Raw genomic sequence first — 22,785 nt, 5'->3', positions numbered from 1 at the left:
CTCCAATTATAATACTCCTTTTTCTTTCAAAACTCCTGTTTCTAAAATTTTATAAGCTATTTCCTTTTCTTCTTTTTCAAGTAATTCAATATTTTTTGAAAACAATTTCTCATAAATTCTGATTAAATATAAATTTGCAAATTTAGAAATATACATTTTCAAAGTTTCTTTATGATTTTCTTTAACATCTTTTACAAAAGTTTCTAACCAATCTTCGTAATTTTCTCTAACTTTTTTTGTTTTTATAAGAGAATTAAACTCATGAATGGTATCATAAAGACCAACAAATTCAGATATTACTTCAATGTAATCGCCATATAATTCTCTGATTTCTTCAGATAAAAAATCAACAAATGAGGCTTTTAAATATGAAGAAATACTTTTATCAATTTTTAAAAATCTTTTCATTCCTACTAAATTACCTTTTTTTTCTTTTAGCACAAAATAACCCAAAATTCCATTATTAAAATTTTTTATATTATCTAAATCTTCTGGATAATATAAAATAATTTTTAAATTTTTTTGATCAATAAATTCACATTTTTTAGGAACATAAAAATCTCCATTATTAGTTATTAATAACAGGTTAGGTTCCATAATTTCACCTCAATATTATATTAGAGATTTTACAATTCTTTTTGCATCATTTAATATTTTTTTTGCTTCAAAAATGTTATTTCCTTTAATTAATAAGTAAAATTTAATTTTAGGCTCAGTACCAGAAGGTCTTCCAATTATTTTTAATTTATTATTATAATTTAATTCTATCACATTCGAAGGAGGTAAATCTTTAAGACCTTTTGAATAATCATAGATTTTAATTAAATCTAATTCTCCAATCTTTTTTGGAGGATGACTTCGAAGTGTTTCCATTATGCTATTTATCTTATTTAATCCATGAATACCTTCTAATGTAAATGAAATATTTTCTTCTAAATAAAATCCATATTTTTTTCTTAATTCATTAAAATAGTCAGATAAAGTTATTTTATTCTTTTTTAGATAAGAGACCATTAAAGCAACTAATCCTGAGGCTATAACTGCGTCTTTGTCTCTTGCGTGTTCATTTGCTAAATAACCATAACTTTCTTCAAATCCAAAAATAAACTTTTTTATACCATTATTATGATATTTTTCTATTTTTTCACCAATAAATTTAAAACCAGTGAGTGTTTCTTCTACAGAAACATTAAAATCGTATGCTATTGGTTTAATCATGTCAGTTGTTACTATAGTTTTTATGATTACACCATTGTCAGGTAATATACCAAGAGTTTTCATTCTATTTAAAATATAATGTGATAACATCACACCTATTTGATTTCCTGTAAAAGATATATAATTATCTTTTTCTCTTACATAAATACCTAATCTATCAGAATCAGGATCAGTAGCCATTACTAAATCAGCATTTATTTTTTCTGCATATTTTAAGGATAATTCGAAAGCATCCTTTTCTTCTGGATTAGGAAATTTAACTGTAGAAAAATTAGGATCAGGAATAGCTTGTTTTTCTTCAATATATAGTTCAAACCCTAATCTAGATAATAATTCCTTTACAGGCTTTAAACCAGTTCCATGTAAAGGGGAATATACTATTTTTATATTATTTTCTAAATGTGGTTCTAGAGATCTTAAATAACTTTCTAAAATATTTAAATACTCATTTAGTAGTTCATCAGAAACCCAATTTATATATCTGTTTTCAATACCATCATCAAAATTCATAAATTTTATATCGTCAAAATAGTTTAGTTTATTTATTTCTTCAATTACTTTATTTGCAATATCAGGAACAGCTTGAGTTCCATCTGAAGTATAAATTTTATAGCCATTATATTCAGGAGGATTATGGCTTGCTGTAATTACAATACCTGCAGTTGTTTTTAAATATCTGACAGCAAAAGATAAAATTGGTGTAGCTGTGACCTCTTTAAAAAGATAAACATTAATACCATTAGCAGATAAAACAGATGCAGCAGTTTTTGCGAATTCTAACGAAAATGCTCTAGTGTCATATGCAATAACAACAGAAGGGAAACGACTTATGTTTTTTAAATAATTTGCAAATCCTTGAGTCGCCCTAGCTACAGTGTGAATATTCATTCTATTTGTTCCAACACCAATTTTCCCTCTTAAACCGCCTGTTCCAAATTCTAAATCTTTAAAAAATCTATCTATAATTTCTTCCTCATTGTTCTTTATATTTTTTAATTCTTTTTTTAATGTGTTATCTGCTTTTTTAAGCCATATATTATATTTATCGTAAGCTATTTTCTTTATATTTTCCATAATCAGTCCTCCTTTATATCTATAAATAAATTATAACACAAAAGATATTATTTATTTTAAAAAAAGATTAATTTAGGGAAAAAATCCCTAAATTAATCTTTGATCAGGAAAATATGAAATTTCAAATTTTTCATTTATACCAATAACATCAATTCGAGTTTCATTAAATATAACTTTATTATATCTAATAAATATATTAGCTACTTTACCAATTTTTTCTAATTTTCGCTTATTTACTCTATATGCAGGATTAGACAAATAGTCTTTTCCTCCTTTTACTTCAACAAAAACAAGACACTGCTTATCAAGTGCAATAATATCTATTTCACCAATTTTTGTGGTGAAATTTCTCTTTAGAATTTTAAATCCATTTTTTTTCAGAAATTGAACAGCGATATCTTCATATATTTTACCTTTGTTATTCATATTATCCTTGTATTCCAGGGACCTTTAATAAGTTATCTTTTTTGTTAGGAAATTCGGATATTAATTTTTTTATAGTTTCACTTGTTTTTAATTCATCCATGTGAAAAATATTTTTCAAAATTTTATCTACTGGTGAAAAAAGAGGGTCCACATTATCTATATTTACTTCATCAATATTTTCCATGTATTTTAGTAAATCATTTAAATCTTTCATTATTATTTCTTTTTCTTTTTCTGATAACTTAATCATAGCTAATTTTTCTAATTTATTAATTAATTCATCATTAATATTTATCATAAAAAACCTCCTTAAACCAAGATTAATTCAACGTACATTGCAGATAAAGCTAAATTTATAATAACAATTAAAAAAGAGTATTTAAAAAAATCCTTGAATTTTATTTCTTCATTTTTAAATTGTTTTAACATTGCTAAAGCTACTATATTTGCAGATGCTCCAATAGGTGTAAAGTTCCCGCCCAAACATGCTCCCAAAGATAAAGAATACCATAAAGGTCTTAGTTCTGTAAATGTTTGAGGATTAACGTGTGGTAAATTTTTTATAACTGGAATTAATGTTGCTGTAAAAGGAATATTATCAACAAATCCTGAAATAGTACCAGAGACGCCTATTAACATCATTGCAAAACTTTTTGTGGAATTCCCAGCAATATCAACAAGAAAATGAGTAAAATCTTTTAAAATACCTGTTTGGACTAAACCACCTGTCATAATAAACAATCCAAAGAAGAACAAAATAGTTCCCCATTCAACCTCTTTGAGAATCTCTTCAACTTCATTTCTGTCAAGAACTAATAAAGCAAGAAATCCAATGAATAAAGCAATTGTGGAACTTTCCATTTCAAGTTGATGTTGAAATATAAATAAAAATAATGTTAAGATCAATAACACCCATGAAATATAAAATCCAAATTTATTTTTAATAGCAGATTTTGGATCAAAAGATTTAACTTGTTCTTTGTTAATGTGAAAGTTCAATTTCTTTTTAAAAAGAAACATAGTTATAAACTGCATAGAGAACAAATTTAAAAAAGAAATAGGCCCAACCGTTAAAAAAAATTCTGTAAATCTTAATCCAGCAGCACTTGCAATCATAATATTTGGTGGATCACCAATTATAGTTGCAGTTCCCCCTATATTTGAAGCCATAATTTCACCGAAAATAAATGGTAAAGGATCAACGTCTAAAGAATCTGTAATTGCTAAAGTTATTGGTATAAATACAAGTACTGTAGTTACATTATCTATTATTGCAGACAATAATGCAACTGTAAATGTCAACCCAAAATAAAGAATATATCCATTTTTGTTAAAAACTTTTAATGTTATTATTCCTAAATATTCAAAAATTCCCTTTTTTCTAATAACAGAAACAAAAATCATCATACCCATTAATAGGTAAATTGTATTTACATCAACATAACTTTTTATGGCCTCAATATGGTTTTCGAAAATACCTAAAATCATCATAATAGTAGCACCAAGTATTGCAACAATTGTTCTGTTTATTCTCTCAGTGATTAAAAAAGTATAAGAAAAAAGAAATATAAAAAGAGCAATAGTACGTTCCGTAAAATCATCCCCCTATTATAGTTTGAATTTTATCTATAACTTCGTTTATTTTTGAAGAGTCTTTACCTCCAGCTTGAGCAAAATCAGGTCTTCCACCACCGCCACCGTCTAATTCCTTGGCGATATTTTTAGCGATATTACCCGCATGATATTTTCCTACAAGATCCTTCGTTACCTTTACTATAAAATTAACGTTTCTATCATTTTTATTAAATAAAATAATTATCCCGCTTTTTACTTTATTTTCTGCGATATCAATTACATTTCTTAATACATCTGAAGCCACCTTTTCAAAAACTTTTGTATATACTTTTACTCCATTTATTTCTTTAATATTAAATACATCTATGGATTGCGCGGTGAGTTTTTCTTGTAATCTTTTTATTTCCTTCTCTTGCTCTTTTATTTTTTCAATTAAACCACGGATTTTAGGAATTATTATTTCTTGAGATGCATCAAGGTATTTTGAGATAGAATGTATTTTTTGTTCTATATTATTTAAATATTCAAGAGATTTCATTCCTGTAATTGCCTCAATTCTTCTCACACCAGCTGAAACAGCTGTTTCAGAATTTATTTTGAATAATCCGATTTCACCAGTATATGATACATGAGTTCCACCACAAAGTTCAGAACTAAAATCAGAAATTTTTACAACTCGAACCTTATTACCGTATTTTTCTTCGAATAATGCCATTGCATTTTCATTTTTTGCTTCTTCCAATGTTTTTACTTCTGTTATTACCTTTAAATTTTCAAGAATTTTTTTGTTTACTAGCTTTTCAATTTTCTTAATAGTTTCATCATTTATACTTTCATAATGAGTAAAATCAAATCTCAATTTTTCATCCGTAACTAATGAACCAGCTTGTTTTACATGTTCTCCTAATATTTCTCTTAAAGCTTTGTGTAAAAGATGAGTAGCTGTATGATTCCTTTTTATAGCATTTCTTCTTTCATTATTAATTATCATTTCAACTTTATCGCCAATAGATATTTTACCTTTAGTGATTTTCCCAAAATGACCAATTACTTCATTATTGATAATTTTAGTATCTTCAACTAAAAATTCAAAATATTTATTTTTTATTATTCCAGTATCACCAATTTGCCCACCTTTTTCAGCATAAAAAGGTGTATTTTTGGTTACTAATACTATATTATCTCCTTCATTAGCAATATCAATTATTTTATCTTCTTTTATTATATAAAGTACTTCACTTTCATCAAAAACCCTTTCATATCCAGTAAATTCTGTAATTTTTATTTCATTACCTATATGTTTATATGCTTGATTCATTTTAGCATATTCTTTTTCTCCAGCAGCTTTTCTTGCTCTTTTTCTTTGTGATTCCATAAATTCATTAAAACTATTTTCATCTACTATAAAACCATATTCTTCAGAAATTTCTTTTGTAATATCTAGTGGAAATCCATAAGTATCATATAACTCAAAAGCAAATTCTCCATCAATTATTTTATTTGTAGATGTTTTAATATATTCTATTAATTTCTCTGTTCCTTTATCTAGTGTTTCTAAAAATCTTCTTTCCTCTGCTTCAACAATTTTCTTTATAAATGATTCTTTTTCTTTTATTTCAGGATAAATATCACCGTAATTTTCTAATACGACATCGATTACTTTATTGATAAAAGGTTCCTTTTTCCCTAAAAGAGCACCGTGTCTTAATGCCCTTCTTAAAATTCTTCTTAATACATAACCTCTTCCTTCATTTGAAGGCAGTATTCCTTCTGATACAAGAAATGTTACAGCTCGTGAGTGATCAGCAATAACCTTTATAGATATATCTGTTTTTTTATTTGAACGGAATTTAATATTAAAAATATTTTCTATTTTTTTGATAATGGGGGTAAATAAATCAGTTTCAAAATTATCATAAACTCCCTGAACAGCGGCGGTAACTCTTTCAAGACCTGCACCTGTATCAATATTTTTTCTTGGTAGAGGAGATAAATTGCCTTTATCATCTTGATAAAATTCAGTAAAAACTAAATTCCATATTTCTACAAATCTACCACAATCATCTTCTGGAGTGCAATTTTCAGGATTAGGGCACAAATCTATTCTTCCTGTATCATAATAAATTTCTGAAGAAGGTCCGCATGGTCCCGATGGGCCAACAGGTCCCCACCAGTTATCTTCTTTTCCCATTTTTAGTATTTTTTCTTCAGGGAATTTAATAATATTTTTCCAGATATTATAAGCTTCTGTATCATCATAATAAACAGAAACCCATAATTTTTCTTTAGGCAGTTTTAATACATCTGTTAGAAATTCCCAAGCATATTTTATAGCCCCTTCTTTAAAATAATCACCAAAAGAAAAATTCCCAAGCATTTCAAAAAAAGTTTGGTGTCTTGCAGTTCTTCCAACATTCTCTATGTCATTTGTCCTTATACATTTTTGACATGTCGCAATTTTTGTATATGTAGGTTCAACTTTCCCCCAAAAAATGGGTTTAAATGGGACCATACCTGCAACTGTAAACAATAATTGTGGATCGCTAGGAATTAAGGGGAAGCTATCCATTACTTTATGACCTTTATCTTCAAAAAATTTTAAAAAGGTTTTTCTTATTTCATATGATGTCATCAAATCCCTCCATTATATACCAAAAATTTTCATTAAAAAATAAAAAGCAGGTGTTAAATATAATAATCCATCAATTCTATCGTACATTCCACCATGGCCAGGCAAAGTATTACCTGAATCTTTTAGATTAAAAGTCCTTTTAAAAGATGATTCTGTTAAATCTCCAATAGTATCAACAACTCCAACTAATACGGCAAAAAATGTAGCTTGAAAAATTGAAATGATATTTAATCCAAAATATGATCTTATATATTCATATAATACAATATAAAAAAAGGTTAAAAAAATTCCACCAATTAAACCTTCAATACTCTTTTTAGGTGAGTAATTAGGTGAAAGTTTGTGTTTACCAATATTTAAACCTACAAAATAAGCGCCTGCATCATAAATCCACACAGTTGTCAAAACTAAAATGGCTGTAGTAGCACCATAATTTATTATAATATGGTAAAAGTAAGATAAAAATAAAGAAATCGTGATTATACCAAAAACATAACTTTCAATAGCTTTTTTATATAAATTTGTATCTTTTAAGTATATTATACTATATCCAGAAATAATTATTATAGAAATGACATATACTGTAATTGGGTCAAAAATCAATAAACCAGAATAATAAGCTCTAAGTGCAAACCCATAAACAGCACTTGTTAAAGCATACATTATGGACAAAAAAACTTTATATTCATATTTAAAATCTTTCAAAGTAATTTCAAAATATTCTAAAGAAGTAATAAGTATAATAGATGTTACAAGGCCTATAGATGTAGGGATAGTAAAAAATGAAAAAACAACTGCTGGACCCAAAATTATTCCAGATAATGTTCTTACCAATAAATTTTTTTTATTAATTGCCACTGTATTCACTTCCCTCATCAGAAGAAATACTTCCAAACCGCCTATCTCTATTTGAATAGTCTTCTATAGCTTTTTCTAAATCTTTTTTTGTAAAGTCAGGCCACAATGTATTAGTGAAATATAGTTCAGAATAAGCAATTTGCCATAAAAGGAAGTTGCTTATTCTAATTTCTCCTGATGTTCTAATAATTAATTCTGGATCTGGAACATCAGGTAAGTATAGATTATTGGATATATCTTCAATATTTATAGATTTAACCCCTTTTGATATTATTTTATTTACAGCATCTACAATTTCTCTACGACCACCGTAATTTACAGCTAAAATAACATCGATTTTATTATTAAATTTACTTTTTTCCTCTATACGTTTACAAACTTCAAAGACGTTTTTAGGCAATTCTTCAATTCTACCAATAAAACGCACTCTGACATTTTCTTTAACAATTTTATTTAATCTTGATTCTAAATATCTAACCATAAGGGAAAAGAGAAACGTAATTTCATCTTTAGGTCTTTTCCAATTTTCAGTAGAAAAAGAGTATAAGGTAAGATACCTTATACCCATATCTGAAGCCCATTGGATAACATCCTCAGCAACTTTTGCCCCTTTTTCATGGCCCATAGTTCTTTTAAGATCACGTTGTTTTGCCCAACGTCCATTTCCGTCCATTATTATGCCTAAATGTTTTGGGATTTTCAAGATTCCATTATCTCCTTTTCTTTTTTATGAAATACTTCATCAATTTTATTTTCATGTTCTTTTAAAATTTTTTGTATTTCATCTTCTATTTTTCTTGCATCGTCTTCAGGTAGTTCTCCATTTTTTTGCTTTTCTTTGACAATTTTTATATCTTCTCTCCTAATATTTCTTAAAGCAACTTTAAAATCTTCAGCTAATTCTTTAGCGTGTTTAACCCATTTTTTTCTATCTTCAACAGTAGGATTAGGGAATTTTACTCTAACAACAACACCATCAGTTGAAGCCATCATACCTAAATTAGCTGCATTAATAGCTTTTTCAATTTTTGAACACAAACTTTTATCCCATGGTGTAATAACAACAGTTCTATCTTCACCAACTGTTAAAGTAGCAGTTTGATTTATTGGAGTAGGTGTTCCATAATAATCAACCATGATTTCTTCAAACATTGCTGGTGAGGGTCTGCCAGTTCTAAGTTTTTTATATTCTTCTTCTAAATGTTTAACAGTTTTATCCATTTTTGATTTGGCTTCTTTTAAAATAGGGTCTTTTAAAGACACAATATCCACCTCCATGTATTTTATTATATTAATTCATTTTTGAATTGTATCCATAAATAATCATTATTTATAAATTCAAAATTGCTAAAAGAGAAAAACTTTATAAATTTATTAATATTTTTAGAATCTAAGAACCAGAAGGCTCTTGGATCTTTTTGGAAAATATTATTATTTAAATTAAAAATAATAAATAATTCCTTAGTGATTGATTTTAAATATTTAATATCAAATAATAAGTTTCTTGAAAATTCAGGATTAAAAAATATTATTGTATCATACTTTTTATTTAATTTTTTTTCTTCAATATATTCTAAATTTGAAATTGAAATATGATCTTTTTCAAAAAATGGATTAACGGAGTTTATTTCTAAAATTTTATTAGTATTAATTTTTGAGAGCTTATATTTTATAATATTGTTATTTATAGGATTAGGATATATAGAGCTAAAATACTTCGTATAATTTTTTAGATAATAATCCAAACTTTTCAATGCATTAAATTTTGGTATTGGTGAAACGTAATATAATCCATTTTTTTTAGATTCATACCATTTTTTTATAGGATTTATTACAGGCATTAAAGGCATAATTTCTCCTAAATTTAAAATATTAACAAGATTATCTTCGATATTTTTAATGTCATCCTCAAAATAAAAACCAGTATAATTATATTGACCGCTTATTAAATCAGCTAAAACAGGGTTAATTTCTAAGGCATTTCTTAAATAAAATTCAGCCTTTTCAAAATCACTTATATTTTTATAATAATTATACAATCTTAAGCTTACAAAAGATTTAAAATATTTGTTAGTAGTAGTAAGACCAAAAATATCTTTTAAAAGATTTCCAAATAAATCCATGTTTTCATTTTTCATTTTTATAGCATATGCAAATTTTAATTCAGGAAAAATTTTTCCATAGTAAAAATCATATAGAGCTAATTCTTTGTGATCAAAAATCTCAATATTAAAAAATAATTCATTTTTTCTACTCATCTCTTCTTTTAATTCAACATATGAAGGAATTAGTTCACTTGAATTCATATGGGTCAATATGTCTTCAATTAATACCTGAACAAATTTAGCTAAGGAGTTTTCAAGGTTTACAGCTTTTTTATATCTATTTTTTGCTTCATTGAACCTTCCTGTTTTTGTTAAAATATCACCTATCAGAAGTTCGATAACAGCCTTTTCTTTATTTGTATTAATATCTCGCCTATTTCGTCTTATCTTTAAAAGAGTTTCCAATAATTTTTCTAAATCCTTTTCAAATAAGTTATCAATAAAGGTTAATAGAATTCCTACAATGTTTTTCTCATCTTTTAATCTCTCAATGAAGTGTTCAATGAATAAATAAGGATTATTTTCACTGGCTATATCAAATATTAAATCATAATTAGAAATATTTTTTATTATACTTTCAGAGTAATGTTGAGAATTGTTTATAATATTTTTATGTAATTTTATTATTATTTTAATTAGAATCTCTTTTATTTTATAATCTTTTTCTTTAGCAAATTCATCAAAAGTTAAATTATATAAAGTTATAATTTTTTCATTATTTTTTGTATAATTAAGTTCTTCAATAATATTGTCTATATTGTCATAATCATTAGTTTTTATTTTAGAAATAGCTAAAAATATTAAACCTTCATTTTTTTTGAATAATGATTGCATTGACCATGTGATTTCACTTCTACGATTTTCAAAAATATTTAAATATTTAAGAAAATCAGAAGAAGCATATTTTAAATTTTCCCATTCTTTTTTATTATAATATACGTTCATTAAACCATAATAAGCATCTAAATTCCATTTTGAACCGATTTTAAACCACTTTTCTGCTTCGTTCCAATAACCTTTATTCATTAATTCTATTCCCCACAAAAACATAAATTCAACAGTCATAGGTATAGGTTTATAATCTTTTTTTACAAGTTCTTTTAGAATTTTTTTAGCTATTTTATTTCCTACGTGCATTTTTTTTATATGTTTTTGAGCTATAGAAAGTGTTTTCATATATTGAATTAAATAATACTCGTCATCGGGATTTTCATTTAAATATTTTTCAATTAAAGATAGTGTTCTTTCTGTTTTTTGTTTCCTTCTTAAACGTGTCCATATATATCCATAATGAAATAATTCAAGGTCAATTTTAACAGTTTTCCCTTTATATACAGGTTGATTATGAACAATATTTTCATACTTAACCTTACCATTTCTAAAAAAACGAGCAGTACTAGCTATTTCACTATGGTTTCTTTCAAAATCAAGATAATTAACAGTAGGTATATAAACAGCTACAATATCATTATCTAAAGACTTTAAATAATCACGAATATTATTTTTAAGGTTTTCCGATGCTTCCTCATCAGCATCTATAATAAAAACCCATTCAGAAGAAGCATATTTTAAAGTCTCATTTCTAGCATCAGAAAAACTACCATTCCATGGGAAAAAAAATATTTTATCTGTATACTTTTTAGCTATTTCTACAGTTTTATCAGTAGAGCCAGTGTCTACAAAAATAATTTCATCACAAAAATCTTTTATACTACTTAAACATCTGTCAATATTTTGCTCCTCATTTTTTGCCATTATACAAGCACTTATTAATTTTTGATTCATAAGCTCCCCCCGATTAAAATAATTTTATTATATTATTTTTTCTAGTATCTTCATTTTTATTATCTTCATATTGTATGTCAATTTTTATTAAATGTTTTGAAAGAGTAGAATATAACAATTCTAAAACAGTTGAATTTAGTTTTGTGATTTGATATTCCAATAAGTTTTCTTTATGAAAAAATATTTTTATAAAATCATCTTTTTCAGTAATTTTAGCATTTTTTAAAGAAAAATATAACCCTAAATTCATTTTCTCTTTTTTATTTAATAAAGTATTCAAAACTTTAGAAGTTAAAGATTCTTCAATGGACATTTCTGTTTCTTTATATTGGTATATTTTATCAAAACTCTTATTTTGTACATGTTTTTTTTCTATATCATTATTTGAAAAATCTAAGGAAAATAATAATATATTTATATCAAATAACATTTTTTTATTTTCAGAATATTTGATATCCTTCAATAAATCAGATAATTTTTTTGCAACAAGAATATCTTTTGACAAATCGTTAGATTTTTCTAAATTATTAAATATATATTCTAAGACTTCTTCTAGAAAAACTTCTATTTCTTTGCCAGTATTAAAAATTTCATTTGATATTTTCAATAAGTTTTCATTATCACCATTATAAATAGAGTTTATAAAATCTGATAGCAATTTTTCATCAAATAAACCTAAAATTTTTATAACATCATTTTGAGTTATATTATTATCGGAAAATTTTAACAATTGTTCTAAAAGTGATAAAGCATCCCTAGCACCGCCTCGTGCTTTTCTAGCGATTATATTAGCAGCATCTTTTGTTATATGTCTATTTTCAGTTTCAGCTATTTTTATAATGTGATTAGTTATCTCGCTTTCTGTTATATTTTTGAATTGTAGGACCTGAGCTCTTGAAATTATTGTTTCAGGAACTTTCTCAAGATTTGTTGTAGCTAAAATGAAAATTACATGATCAGGTGGTTCTTCTAATGTTTTTAATAAGGCATTAAATGCTTCTTTTGTAAGCATATGGAATTCATCTATTATATAAACTTTGTATTTTCCAGATACTGGTCTAAAATTTGCAGCATCACGAATTTTTCTTATTTCATCGATACCTCTATTTGAAGCAGCATCAAGTTCGATAACATCCATGAAATTTCCATTATTTATAGCAATACAATTCTCACAAGTATTACATGGGTTATGTCCATCAGGATTTATACAATTTAAAACTTTACTTAATATTCTTGCGGTTGTTGTTTTCCCAGTACCACGAGGTCCTGAGAATATATATGCATGTGATATCTCATTTTTTTTAATTGATCTTTCAAAATATCTTTTAATATGTTCCTGACCTATTAATTCATTAAATGTCATAGGTCTGTATTTTCTATATAATGTAATCACTAAATATTCCTCCCATAAAAGAATCAATATAAATTATATCATATATTTTAAAAAATAAAAAGGGGATTAACTCCCCTTTTTATACATTAACACACCTTTCAAGAGCTTTTACTATTTTACAATCAAATTTTTTTGGGCAATCATCTTTTAGAAATTTTAACACTTTATCTTTTGGCCAAGGTTTTTTATAAATTCTCTTTGCTGTTAAAGCATCATATATATCAACAACTGCAAGAATTTTTCCAAATAATGAGATTTCATCACTTTTTTTATTGTATGGATATCCTGTTCCATCTAATTTTTCATGATGTTCCAATGCCCCTAAAGGTATATTTTTAGAAAGAAAATCAATCTCAGCTAAAAGTTTAGCACCTATAATAGTATGTGATTGTATAATTTTGTATTCAGCATCAGTTAATTTTGATGGTTTATTTAATATTTCATCTGGTATACCTATTTTTCCAACATCATGTAATAATGCAGCTATTTCAAGTTCTTCTAAAAAAGAATCATTAAATCCTAGTTCTTTACCAATTTTTATAGATAAATTCGATACGTTTTTGGAATGAGTATGAGTGTAATTATCTCTTAAATCAATAGCCGTTGCAACTGCAAGTATTATACCTTTTATCATACTACTTAAATCTTCATATATCTTTGAATTCATTAGCTTATTTGATATCAGAGAAGAGAAAAGTTCTATAACCTCTTTATCTTCTTGGTTATAAATTCCATTTTTTTTATTAACAGCTTCCAATACACCAATAATTTCATTTTCAAAAAATAATGGAGTAGCTATTATATTTTTAGTTTTATATTTTGCTTTAATATCAGTTTTTTTAAAATGCAAAGGATTTTTTTGTGCGTCATTAATTATAATAGTTTTTTTTCTTTTAAAACATTCTCCAGCAATTGAATTATTTACAGGAACATCAATGGTTTCAATATATCCACTTGCACCACCCGAAGTTACATAAAAATTCAAAATATGTTTTTCCTCATTATATAACAATATTGAGGCACCATCAGAATTTAATAATTTTCTTAAAGCATCTTCTGTTAATTTCAAAACAGTTTCTAATTTAAAATTACTATTTATCAATTCCAATGTATCTAATATATGTCCACTTTTAAACCTAACTTTTTTTAATTCTTCTTTGGTAATATTTGTTAAAGAATTTTTTAATGTTATTATTTCAAGAGAATTAAAATTTTTATCAGAAAATACTTTTATTTTAGGAGAAATTTCAATACTAAAATTACCTTTTCCTCCGTATATAATATTATTGTATTCTATTCCCCTTAAATTAAAATTTTGTATGACTACATTTAGCATAATTAAAACTCCTTAGTTTCAAAGTTTAAAGTATATTCGAATTTTTTTTCTTTCATATTATATTGTATAGAATAAATTACACCAGAATTTTCTAATACAGGATAATAAATGAAACCTTGTAAATTGGTATTATCATTTAAAAATACGTTAGAAATACTGGGGTCTTCTAAGAACTTATATTGCATATAACTAAATCCTGCAGTTAATTGAGGCATACCGCCTATCGAAGGTATATTTAAAGTCATTTGCCCACTTAATAAACTATCTCTATCTTCGCTAAATAATTTATTATAATTAATCAATAAATTTAAATAAGGATTAATATTTAATGTTGATTTTCCTACTAATCCATATGAGGACTTGTTTTCTAAATTCATATAAAATCCACTAGCTGAGTTATATTCATAATATGAATTCAAATATTCATTATTAAATCCATTTGATATATAATTAAAACCAAACATGAATTGGAAAAATGGAGGAAAATTTAATGTTGGGCCCATTAACATTCCCCAAACCATAGTGCCATCATTTGTAAGAATAACATCTGTTTCAATACCTAATCTAAAAAATAAAATATCTTTATATAATGTGGTTAAATATGCTTGGTTAAAATCATTTTTTGGTTTATCTTTATTCAAATTTATTACACCAGTAATTTCTGCATTAAAAATGTTTAAATTTGCATTTATATATCCAAAGTATACATTTGAAGTCTGATGATAATTAAATGGGATAAAGGAAGATATTTCATATGGTATATGAAATCCTAATTGTAAATTTGAAAATTTCAATTCAGCGTCTAATACTCTTGAATATGGGACATAATAATTATTCATAAACAAGCCTAATCCTTTTGTATATGAAGGACTTATTCCATATCTGATATAAATAGAAGGAAAATCTAATTTAAAATAATTAATTGATAAGGCACTTAAAATATTAGTTGATGGGGATACATTATCTGTAGGTAACCCATAATAAAGTGGACTATCTATATTTTCTTGATACGCATTAAATCCGATTCCTATACCAAATGGACCAAAATCTAAATTTGGAGCAAAAGAGTATACAAGATAAGTATTTAATCCTTTTGTCTGTTTTCCGAAAGATATATTACCGATATTCCCTTTTATCTCTGAAGCTTGTTCTTTAGGAGGTGTTTCCTTTTCTTCTTTAGATTGCTCTTCGGTAACTGTTTCTTCGGAATCCTTCTTTTCTTCAGGAATAATTTCATTTTCATATTCCTCTAAAGGTTTATCTAGTTTTTGGATCAAAGGTTTTGGTTGATCAGGAGAATAATTAAACATATTACCAGCAGTAACAGGAAATAGTTGATTATTTACCATTGTATAAACAGTACCTTCGAAAGTTCTAATTTGAGTATTTCCATTTCGCCTTTCAAAGCCAAATTCAGTTCCTCTAACTCCAGCAACTACAGAACCAGAGCCTACTAAATATTTTGATCCAGGGGCTAATATTTCTTTGATTTTATTAACGGTTGCTCCTTTTTTTAATTCATATTCTATATCTATATCTCCACTTTCAGAAACCCTTAAACGTTTTATATATAATTGAGTGTCTGCTGAAACTTTAATTTCTATATTAAGGCTTGGTTCTTTTAAATGAACGTATCCATCTTTTAAAGTTAACAATTCTGAATTTTCTTGAATTACTGTATCATTTGAAAGAGAATCCCAGATATCTGAATCTGGAGTTTTATATAACACATTACCTCTTTTTTCTAATATTATTAATTTTGTTTCTGGTAAATCCATAGTTTCTTCTATTATTTTTAGCGTTATTATCTTTTTAAATGTGTTATCTTCATTAAAAAAGGTGATAGTTGATTCTCCAGGTATTAATGGAGCAAGGAATATTAAATTAGATTTTCCGTTAATTAAATCAAACCCATCAAATAAAATTAAAGGATTATCAAAACCTCCACTTGTAACGTTTACATAAAGATGCGTCAATGTTGTTTGATCCGTTTCGATTTCTATAGGCACACTTTCACCTACATAAATTGATGTATTTTTAACATTAATAGTGAAATCTCCAAAAAATAAAGATATACTTAGTAAAAATAAAATAATTATTCCCCATCTTTTTAACATACTTTCACCTCCATATAGTTAAATAAGTAATTATTATACTAAATGCCAATGGTCCTAACTCTGATTTAACATTTATTTCTTCTTTTTTTATCATAATTAATATTGAAAATAGGATAAATAAAAACGAAAAAATTAAAAATAATATATTGCTGTAATATTTTATAAAAGGCAGAGAAAATCTAAATAAATATCCTAAATAATCTCTTTTATATGGTTTTAAAAAACCATCAATCATATAGAATAATAAACTTATAAAATATGCATTGAATAATGCAATTACAAAAACTTTTACATATTCTGGTGATATAAAAAAATATTGAGTTTTATATAAGATACTTGCCAAAATTAATGAAGAAAAATGCATAACCTGATCTAAAATATAATAAGTATGGGAATTAAATGCTTTTTTGGCTCTATTTTTAAATTTTAAAGTATCTATTAATAAATGTAATAATGTTAATAACAATATTATGAAAAGGTTATATAGACTTAAGTCAGATGGTAAAAACAATAAAAACATAGAAATAAAAATAATAGAAATATGTAAAATTAGGACACTAACTTTTGAATTTTTGTATTTTGCAATAAAAGATGTTTGAAATACATAATCACCAATTAAATGTGATAGCAAGAAATAAAAGAAAATATTTTTAAGCATTTTTTACCACCTCTTTTAAGATATTTACAAGATATGAATTAAAAAAAATACCACTATAACTATCTATTAATTCAATAGCTTTACTTTTTGGTAATTTGCTACGATAGGGTCTATCTTCTAATAAAGAATAATAAGTATCGAGTAATCCAATGATTTGTGCTAATAATGGAATATTATCTCCTTTTAACCCTTCTGGGTAGCCTTCACCATTCCATTTTTCATGATGATATAAAACAATTTTTTTAACATCTTCGGAAATTGTAGGAATTTTTGACATAAGTTTGTAACCGTATAAAACATGTTTTTTTACTAAATCATTTTCATCTGGAGTTAATTCTCCTTTTTTTGATAAAATTTTTTCAGGTATTCCAATTTTTCCTATATCAAATATCATGCTCCCAAATTTTAGATTTTGAAGTTCTTTGTTACTTAAATTTAGCATTTTCCCAAATTTTAAAGATGATTTTAGGATGTTTTCACAATGTTTTTCAGCGCCTGGAACTCTAGTTTCTAGGATATTTGTCAATATATTTAAAGATTTATCCAAAATTAAATCAAATTTATTTTCCAAAAATGAATTTTCTATACTTTTTTTAATATAATCATTTAACTTAGATATTAATGCATAATCATATAAAGTAAAACCTTTATTTCTTATTAAAGAAAAATATCCAAAACTATATTTATCTAACTTTATAGGAATGTTTATTTTATTAATATTACAACTTATAAATGAATTTATATTCTCAGCTATAGGAAAGGTGTTATCTTTTTCAAGAAAATTGATATTTGTTGAAAAATAAAATTTAATTTCATCAAGAGAAAAGATATTTTTAAAAGTTCGATTTATATTTTCTATTGTTTTCTCAAATTTAATATATGGTTTTATGTTAGAAATAAAATTCAATATTTTTTCATCAATAATTCTCTCTTTTTTTATAGAACAAAAATCTTTAATTATAGAATCTAGACTCAATAAAAAAATATAATCGATATTATCAAAAAAAATAATTTCTACAAAATGTTTTCCATTATATTGAACTCTAATTTTTTCTTTTTTATTAAAATTTAAATTTTCATAAATTTTACCATCAATTATAAATTTAAACTCTTTATTTAACGTTTTTAGTATATTAATATTTTCTAAAAGTAGATTATATAATTTATTCATTTATATCCCCTTCCTTGATGGTATATAGTTTCAAAGGTAATTCTTTTCCCTTAACTTTATAATCACCAATATGTTCAAATTTATATCTTTTTGATCTTTTTACAATTTCTTCTGTTACAATTAACCATTTATTTAAATCACGAGTTAAATGTTCAATTCTTGAAGTAGTGTTAACAGTGTCTCCTATACAAGTATAGTCCATCCTAAAATCTGCGCCTATATTACCTATAATGACCTCTCCATAATGTATTCCGATTCCAGCATTTACTTCAAAATCAAACCCCATTTTTTTAAGCTCAATATTTATATTTTTTAATTTTTTTCTCATATCTATTGCACATGAAATAGCTCTATCAATTTCATCACCAAATTCTATAGGGGCACCAAAAATTGCCATTATAAGATCTCCTATAAATTTATCTATTGTACCGTAATATTTATTTCTTATTATATCAGCCATTTCAGATAAATAATAATTTAAAAATCTAACAACTTCTTCAGGAGATAATTTTTCAGATTTTTCTGTAAATCCAACAATATCAGACATAATAAGAACAACATTTTTCTTTTCACCACCAAGTTCTGTTTTCCCTTGATCAAGTAATTTCTGAGCAACAAAATCCGGTACATATTTAAAAAAGAATGATTTTATTTTCTTTTTTTCTTTAGATTCTTTTAATACAGATTGAGCGGTATCGACAACAGGTATTATAAGTGTTGAAACAACAGGATAAAAAGTATCAACCCATATATTGTTTTTAAATAAAAAATAAGATATAAAAATATAAGATGTAGGAATAGAAAATGATATAAGTTTTATTGATATTTTTTTAAATGTAGAAAATAATAGAGATAAAAAAAGTAATAATAATAATATAATTACACTATAGAAAAAATTTATTCTTTGGATTTTATCTTTTCTAATTAAGTTTTGAACAGCTGTTGCATGTAGATAAACACCCGGTTCATCATTTGAAAAAGGAGTTATTCTTAAGTCATATAAACCTTTTGCAGTAGCTGAATATCCGAGAATAGCCACTTTATCTTTAAAATCATAATTATCATATTTATCAGTATATACAAGATCATAAAAAGATATAGTATCAAATATTTCTGAACCTTTACCATAAAAATTTAACAAATAAAATCCATTTTTATCAGTTTTTATAATTTCATTATTAATTTCTATTGAGTAATTTTTAGGATCAAAAATAAAATTCTTTACATCATAATTTTTATAAAATGCATATAAAATGAGATCCATATGCGGAAATAATCCTGTGCTATAACCTTTTTCAGCAGCCCAATCTTCTTTAAAAATTAATGGTAAACTTCTGGCTACACCATCAGGATCCAATTGGCCAATTTCATAAGTAGAAGCTGGCACTAATGAAGAAAATTCAGTAATTGGCGGTATTATTTTGTAGGCAGTTAATGGAAAGAATAAAGATAAATATTCAGGTTTTTTTAATTTAAAAGAATATTTTAAATAAAATTTATTTTTCTCTAATTCTTGTTTGAATATATCATTGTATTCATCGAAATTCTGTTTTTTTACAGTTAAATAAGTTCCTAATACAACTTTATTGTACTTTCTTAATATAGCAGACAATAAAATATCGTCTTTTGATTTTCCATTATTCATAATATTATTTTCGGATGGGATAGTAAAAGATACATCAAATCCTATAGTTTTAATACCAAATTTAAATAATTTTGCAATCATTCTTGCATAGTGTTCTCTGTTCCATGGCCATTCATCATTAAATTGTGTGGACATATTTATTAAAGAATTTTCATCTATAGCAATAACAATAACTTTTGAATCTATTTTTTTTTCTCCTCTAATTATATATCTAAGATCTAATGTTTTCAATTCAAAAATTTCAATCCATGGATTGTTAAGTAAGTAGGTTATTAAATATATAGATAAAAATAAAATAAAAAGTAAATGTGTTATCTTTAATTTAAATTTAAAAATTTTCATTATATCACCTAATATAATTATAACATATTATTTATCTTTTTTATATAAAAACTAAAAATTTAGAGAGGAAAATAAATCTACTAGAAATTTAAAACATAAAAGTTCATAAAAAACTAAATATAATAATCATTTAATTAAAAACTTGCAGAAAAATTAATAAGTAAAAAAACTCCTATAGATAGTTTTCACTGACTATAGGAGTTTTGTTTATTAGAAAATAAATATTATAATCTAAAATTTTTTGAAAAGTTTATCATTTCAGATGTCATTTTTTCTAATTCATCAATCAAAATATCAAAATCATTTAATTTAATTTTCTGCCTTTCCATCAATGAAGAAACATCTTCAACTTTTTCTGTTATATGTTGTATAGAAACTGAAATTGCTTCTACAGCGTTAGTAATCTCTGATGTAGAAATTTTTTGTTGATATGAGATATTAGAGGTATTATCAACCATTTCAGAAATAATATCAATTTCAGAAAGTATATTTTCCATTTGTTTACCAATTTCCTTGATAGAATCAACTATTTGATTAACGTTATTAGTAATATTAGAGCTTTCTTTTAAGGCTTCACTGGCATCATTTACAAGTGAATCAAGATTTTTTGTGATATTTTCAGCAGAATTGCTTGACTCATCTGCAAGTTTTCTTATTTCATCTGCAACAACAGCAAAACCTTTTCCGGCTTCTCCTGCTCTCGCAGCTTCAATAGCAGCATTTAATGCTAATAAATTAGTTTGTTTGGCAATTTCAGTTATTTGGTTAACAATTGCTTCTATGTTTTTTGATTTATCGAATAATTTGGAAATCATAGAATTACTTTTTTTTACAAGCTCTTCAATATTTGTAATGTCTTTAATCATATTTTGAATATTGGATTTCCCAAAAGAAGCGCTAGCTGAAATTTCTTTTGCTTTAAAATTCAAATCATTTGCTGATTTTGATAATAAATCTGCACCAGAGGTTATTTCTTGAATATTAGCAGTAGTTTCTTCAGAAGATGACGCTACAATCTCCAATCTTTTTTTTATATCTTCAAATGATTTAAAAGTATTTGATGTGACATTTATTAACTCGTTAGATGTTGAATCAAGTTCTTCTTCTACTTTCTTTAATATGTTAGAATACTTTTTAAATGATATAGAGATATTTTTAATAGTTTCTTTTAACTTATTGAAAATATTACCTATTAATCCTATTTCATCTTTTCTATTTATTGAAATATTTTGGGTTAAATCACCTTTTGAAATTAAGATAGCATTCTTTTCTATTGTTTTTATTGGTTTTGTTAAGTTATTTGAAAAAATTAAGGCAACCAATATAGCAATAATCAAAGTAAAACTAATCACTAAAATTAAAGTGTTTTTTAAATTAGTAATTGGTACATATACTGCGTTTTTATCTTCTTCTAAAATAATCTTTAATGTTTCATTATTTAATTTTATATTAGATAAAATACCTAAAACTTTTTTTCCTTGAAAATTAGTATATTCAGATAGGATATTTTGGGAAGAAGGAATTTTGATAAATTTTTGTCCAATATTAGCACCTTCTAAAATAGAAATTAACATATTATCTTTATTTAGTACATAAATATCCATATTTGAATCATTATTAATAGAATCGAATATAGTACGTACTATTTTTGTGAAATCAATAGCTATTATTATATATCCATATCTAGCGTACCTATAAACAAAAGGTTTTCCGATAAATAATATTGGTTTATTATTTTTATATTGATAAAGAGATATATTTGAAAATTCAGGTATAATTTTATCTTCAGTCTGTTTTTTTAATGCATCAAACAAAATTCCTAGCGAAGTATTTGCTAAATCTTTTATATTTTCTGTAAATTCTTCACCTTTATTAAGAGAATATATAATATCACCTTCATTATTTAATAAATAAATATCTTCAATTTTTTGAGATAAAGCATATTTAACTAAATTTGGATGATATTTTCTATGCAATAAATCATAATCTGAAATTGAAAATTCATCATCGCCGTACATTTCCAAATCGGTTTCGTTAACGTTGTTTAATTTATATCTTTCCTCTGATGGATATGGATTTTGATTTACATAAACGTTTTTTAAATTATTTATATCTTGAAAGTCTTTAAAATAGGAATTCATTGACTTTATCATTATAGGGATATATTGAAAATTAGAAATATTTTCTAATGAACCTTTATATCTATCAAGAATTAAAGTTAATTCAAAAGCTTTCGAATCCATTATATTGGAAAATTTGGATTCAATTTCATTTATTAACACTTTTTTAGAACTACTTAAAGAAAAATATCCCAAAATAAAAAATGGAACTAATAATATAATAATAAAAATGAAAAGAAGCTTTTCTTTTAATTTCATATAACCCCTCCTTAAAATTACTAAATCTATTATAACATAATTTTGAATTTCTTTAAATACTCCAATAATTTT

The 22,785-nt window shown here is 25.0% G+C and carries 17 protein-coding genes; all 17 read right to left on the bottom strand.

The window, feature by feature from the left end; genetic code table 11:
- Positions 1–6 precede the first annotated feature (6 nt).
- Entirely contained in the window at positions 7–597 is a 591-nt protein-coding gene (locus tag ACYQ44_RS08270) for a hypothetical protein (RefSeq protein ID WP_459996521.1), read from the bottom strand.
- A gap of 15 nt (positions 598–612) precedes the next feature.
- Positions 613–2,292 (bottom strand): phospho-sugar mutase, encoded by a 1,680-nt coding sequence (locus ACYQ44_RS08265; protein ID WP_459996520.1) that lies wholly within the window; start codon positions 2,290–2,292, stop codon positions 613–615.
- 87 nt (positions 2,293–2,379) lie between these two features.
- Positions 2,380–2,718 (bottom strand): YraN family protein, encoded by a 339-nt coding sequence (locus ACYQ44_RS08260; protein WP_459996519.1) that lies wholly within the window; start codon positions 2,716–2,718, stop codon positions 2,380–2,382.
- A gap of 1 nt (position 2,719) precedes the next feature.
- The gene (gene gatC, locus ACYQ44_RS08255) at positions 2,720–3,016 is read right to left on the bottom strand and encodes an Asp-tRNA(Asn)/Glu-tRNA(Gln) amidotransferase subunit GatC (protein ID WP_459996518.1); all 297 of its coding nucleotides are present in this window, start codon (positions 3,014–3,016) and stop codon (positions 2,720–2,722) included.
- Between the two features lie 11 nt (positions 3,017–3,027).
- Entirely contained in the window at positions 3,028–4,260 is a 1,233-nt protein-coding gene (locus ACYQ44_RS08250) for an ArsB/NhaD family transporter (protein WP_459996529.1), read from the bottom strand.
- A 55-nt stretch (positions 4,261–4,315) separates the two neighbouring features.
- The gene (gene alaS / locus ACYQ44_RS08245; RefSeq protein ID WP_459996517.1) at positions 4,316–6,925 is read right to left on the bottom strand and encodes an alanine--tRNA ligase; all 2,610 of its coding nucleotides are present in this window, start codon (positions 6,923–6,925) and stop codon (positions 4,316–4,318) included.
- Between the two features lie 12 nt (positions 6,926–6,937).
- Positions 6,938–7,801, bottom strand: a complete 864-nt coding sequence (locus ACYQ44_RS08240; RefSeq protein WP_459996516.1) for a phosphatidate cytidylyltransferase — start codon at positions 7,799–7,801, stop codon at positions 6,938–6,940.
- A complete protein-coding gene (gene uppS / locus ACYQ44_RS08235; RefSeq protein ID WP_459996515.1) occupies positions 7,773–8,486 on the bottom strand; it encodes an undecaprenyl pyrophosphate synthase in 714 nt (237 codons plus the stop codon). The genes ACYQ44_RS08240 and uppS overlap by 29 nt, the downstream gene beginning before the upstream one ends.
- Entirely contained in the window at positions 8,483–9,061 is a 579-nt protein-coding gene (gene frr / locus ACYQ44_RS08230; protein WP_459996514.1) for a ribosome recycling factor, read from the bottom strand. The genes uppS and frr overlap by 4 nt, the downstream gene beginning before the upstream one ends.
- Before the next feature lie 8 nt (positions 9,062–9,069).
- A complete protein-coding gene (locus ACYQ44_RS08225; protein WP_459996513.1) occupies positions 9,070–11,673 on the bottom strand; it encodes a glycosyltransferase family 2 protein in 2,604 nt (867 codons plus the stop codon).
- 13 nt (positions 11,674–11,686) lie between these two features.
- Entirely contained in the window at positions 11,687–13,066 is a 1,380-nt protein-coding gene (dnaX, locus tag ACYQ44_RS08220; protein WP_459996512.1) for a DNA polymerase III subunit gamma/tau, read from the bottom strand.
- Positions 13,067–13,145: 79 nt separating this feature from the next.
- A complete protein-coding gene (locus ACYQ44_RS08215) occupies positions 13,146–14,402 on the bottom strand; it encodes an HD domain-containing phosphohydrolase (protein ID WP_459996511.1) in 1,257 nt (418 codons plus the stop codon).
- A 2-nt stretch (positions 14,403–14,404) separates the two neighbouring features.
- The gene (locus ACYQ44_RS08210) at positions 14,405–16,519 is read right to left on the bottom strand and encodes a FecR family protein (RefSeq protein ID WP_459996510.1); all 2,115 of its coding nucleotides are present in this window, start codon (positions 16,517–16,519) and stop codon (positions 14,405–14,407) included.
- Positions 16,520–16,523: 4 nt separating this feature from the next.
- The gene (locus ACYQ44_RS08205; protein ID WP_459996509.1) at positions 16,524–17,177 is read right to left on the bottom strand and encodes a DUF3307 domain-containing protein; all 654 of its coding nucleotides are present in this window, start codon (positions 17,175–17,177) and stop codon (positions 16,524–16,526) included.
- Positions 17,170–18,348 carry an HD-GYP domain-containing protein gene (locus tag ACYQ44_RS08200; RefSeq protein ID WP_459996508.1) on the bottom strand — a complete coding sequence of 393 codons (1,179 nt, stop codon included), beginning with the start codon at positions 18,346–18,348 and terminating at the stop codon, positions 17,170–17,172. Before ACYQ44_RS08200 ends, ACYQ44_RS08205 begins: the two co-directional genes overlap by 8 nt.
- The gene (locus tag ACYQ44_RS08195) at positions 18,341–20,335 is read right to left on the bottom strand and encodes a CHASE2 domain-containing protein (protein ID WP_459996507.1); all 1,995 of its coding nucleotides are present in this window, start codon (positions 20,333–20,335) and stop codon (positions 18,341–18,343) included. Before ACYQ44_RS08195 ends, ACYQ44_RS08200 begins: the two co-directional genes overlap by 8 nt.
- A 224-nt stretch (positions 20,336–20,559) precedes the next feature.
- The gene (locus ACYQ44_RS08190) at positions 20,560–22,713 is read right to left on the bottom strand and encodes a methyl-accepting chemotaxis protein (RefSeq protein WP_459996506.1); all 2,154 of its coding nucleotides are present in this window, start codon (positions 22,711–22,713) and stop codon (positions 20,560–20,562) included.
- Between the last annotated feature and the right edge of the window lie 72 nt (positions 22,714–22,785).

The organism is Marinitoga arctica, assembly GCF_054657315.1.
Note: the sequence above shows the minus strand (reverse complement) of the source record. Positions and strands in the feature narration are given on the sequence as shown.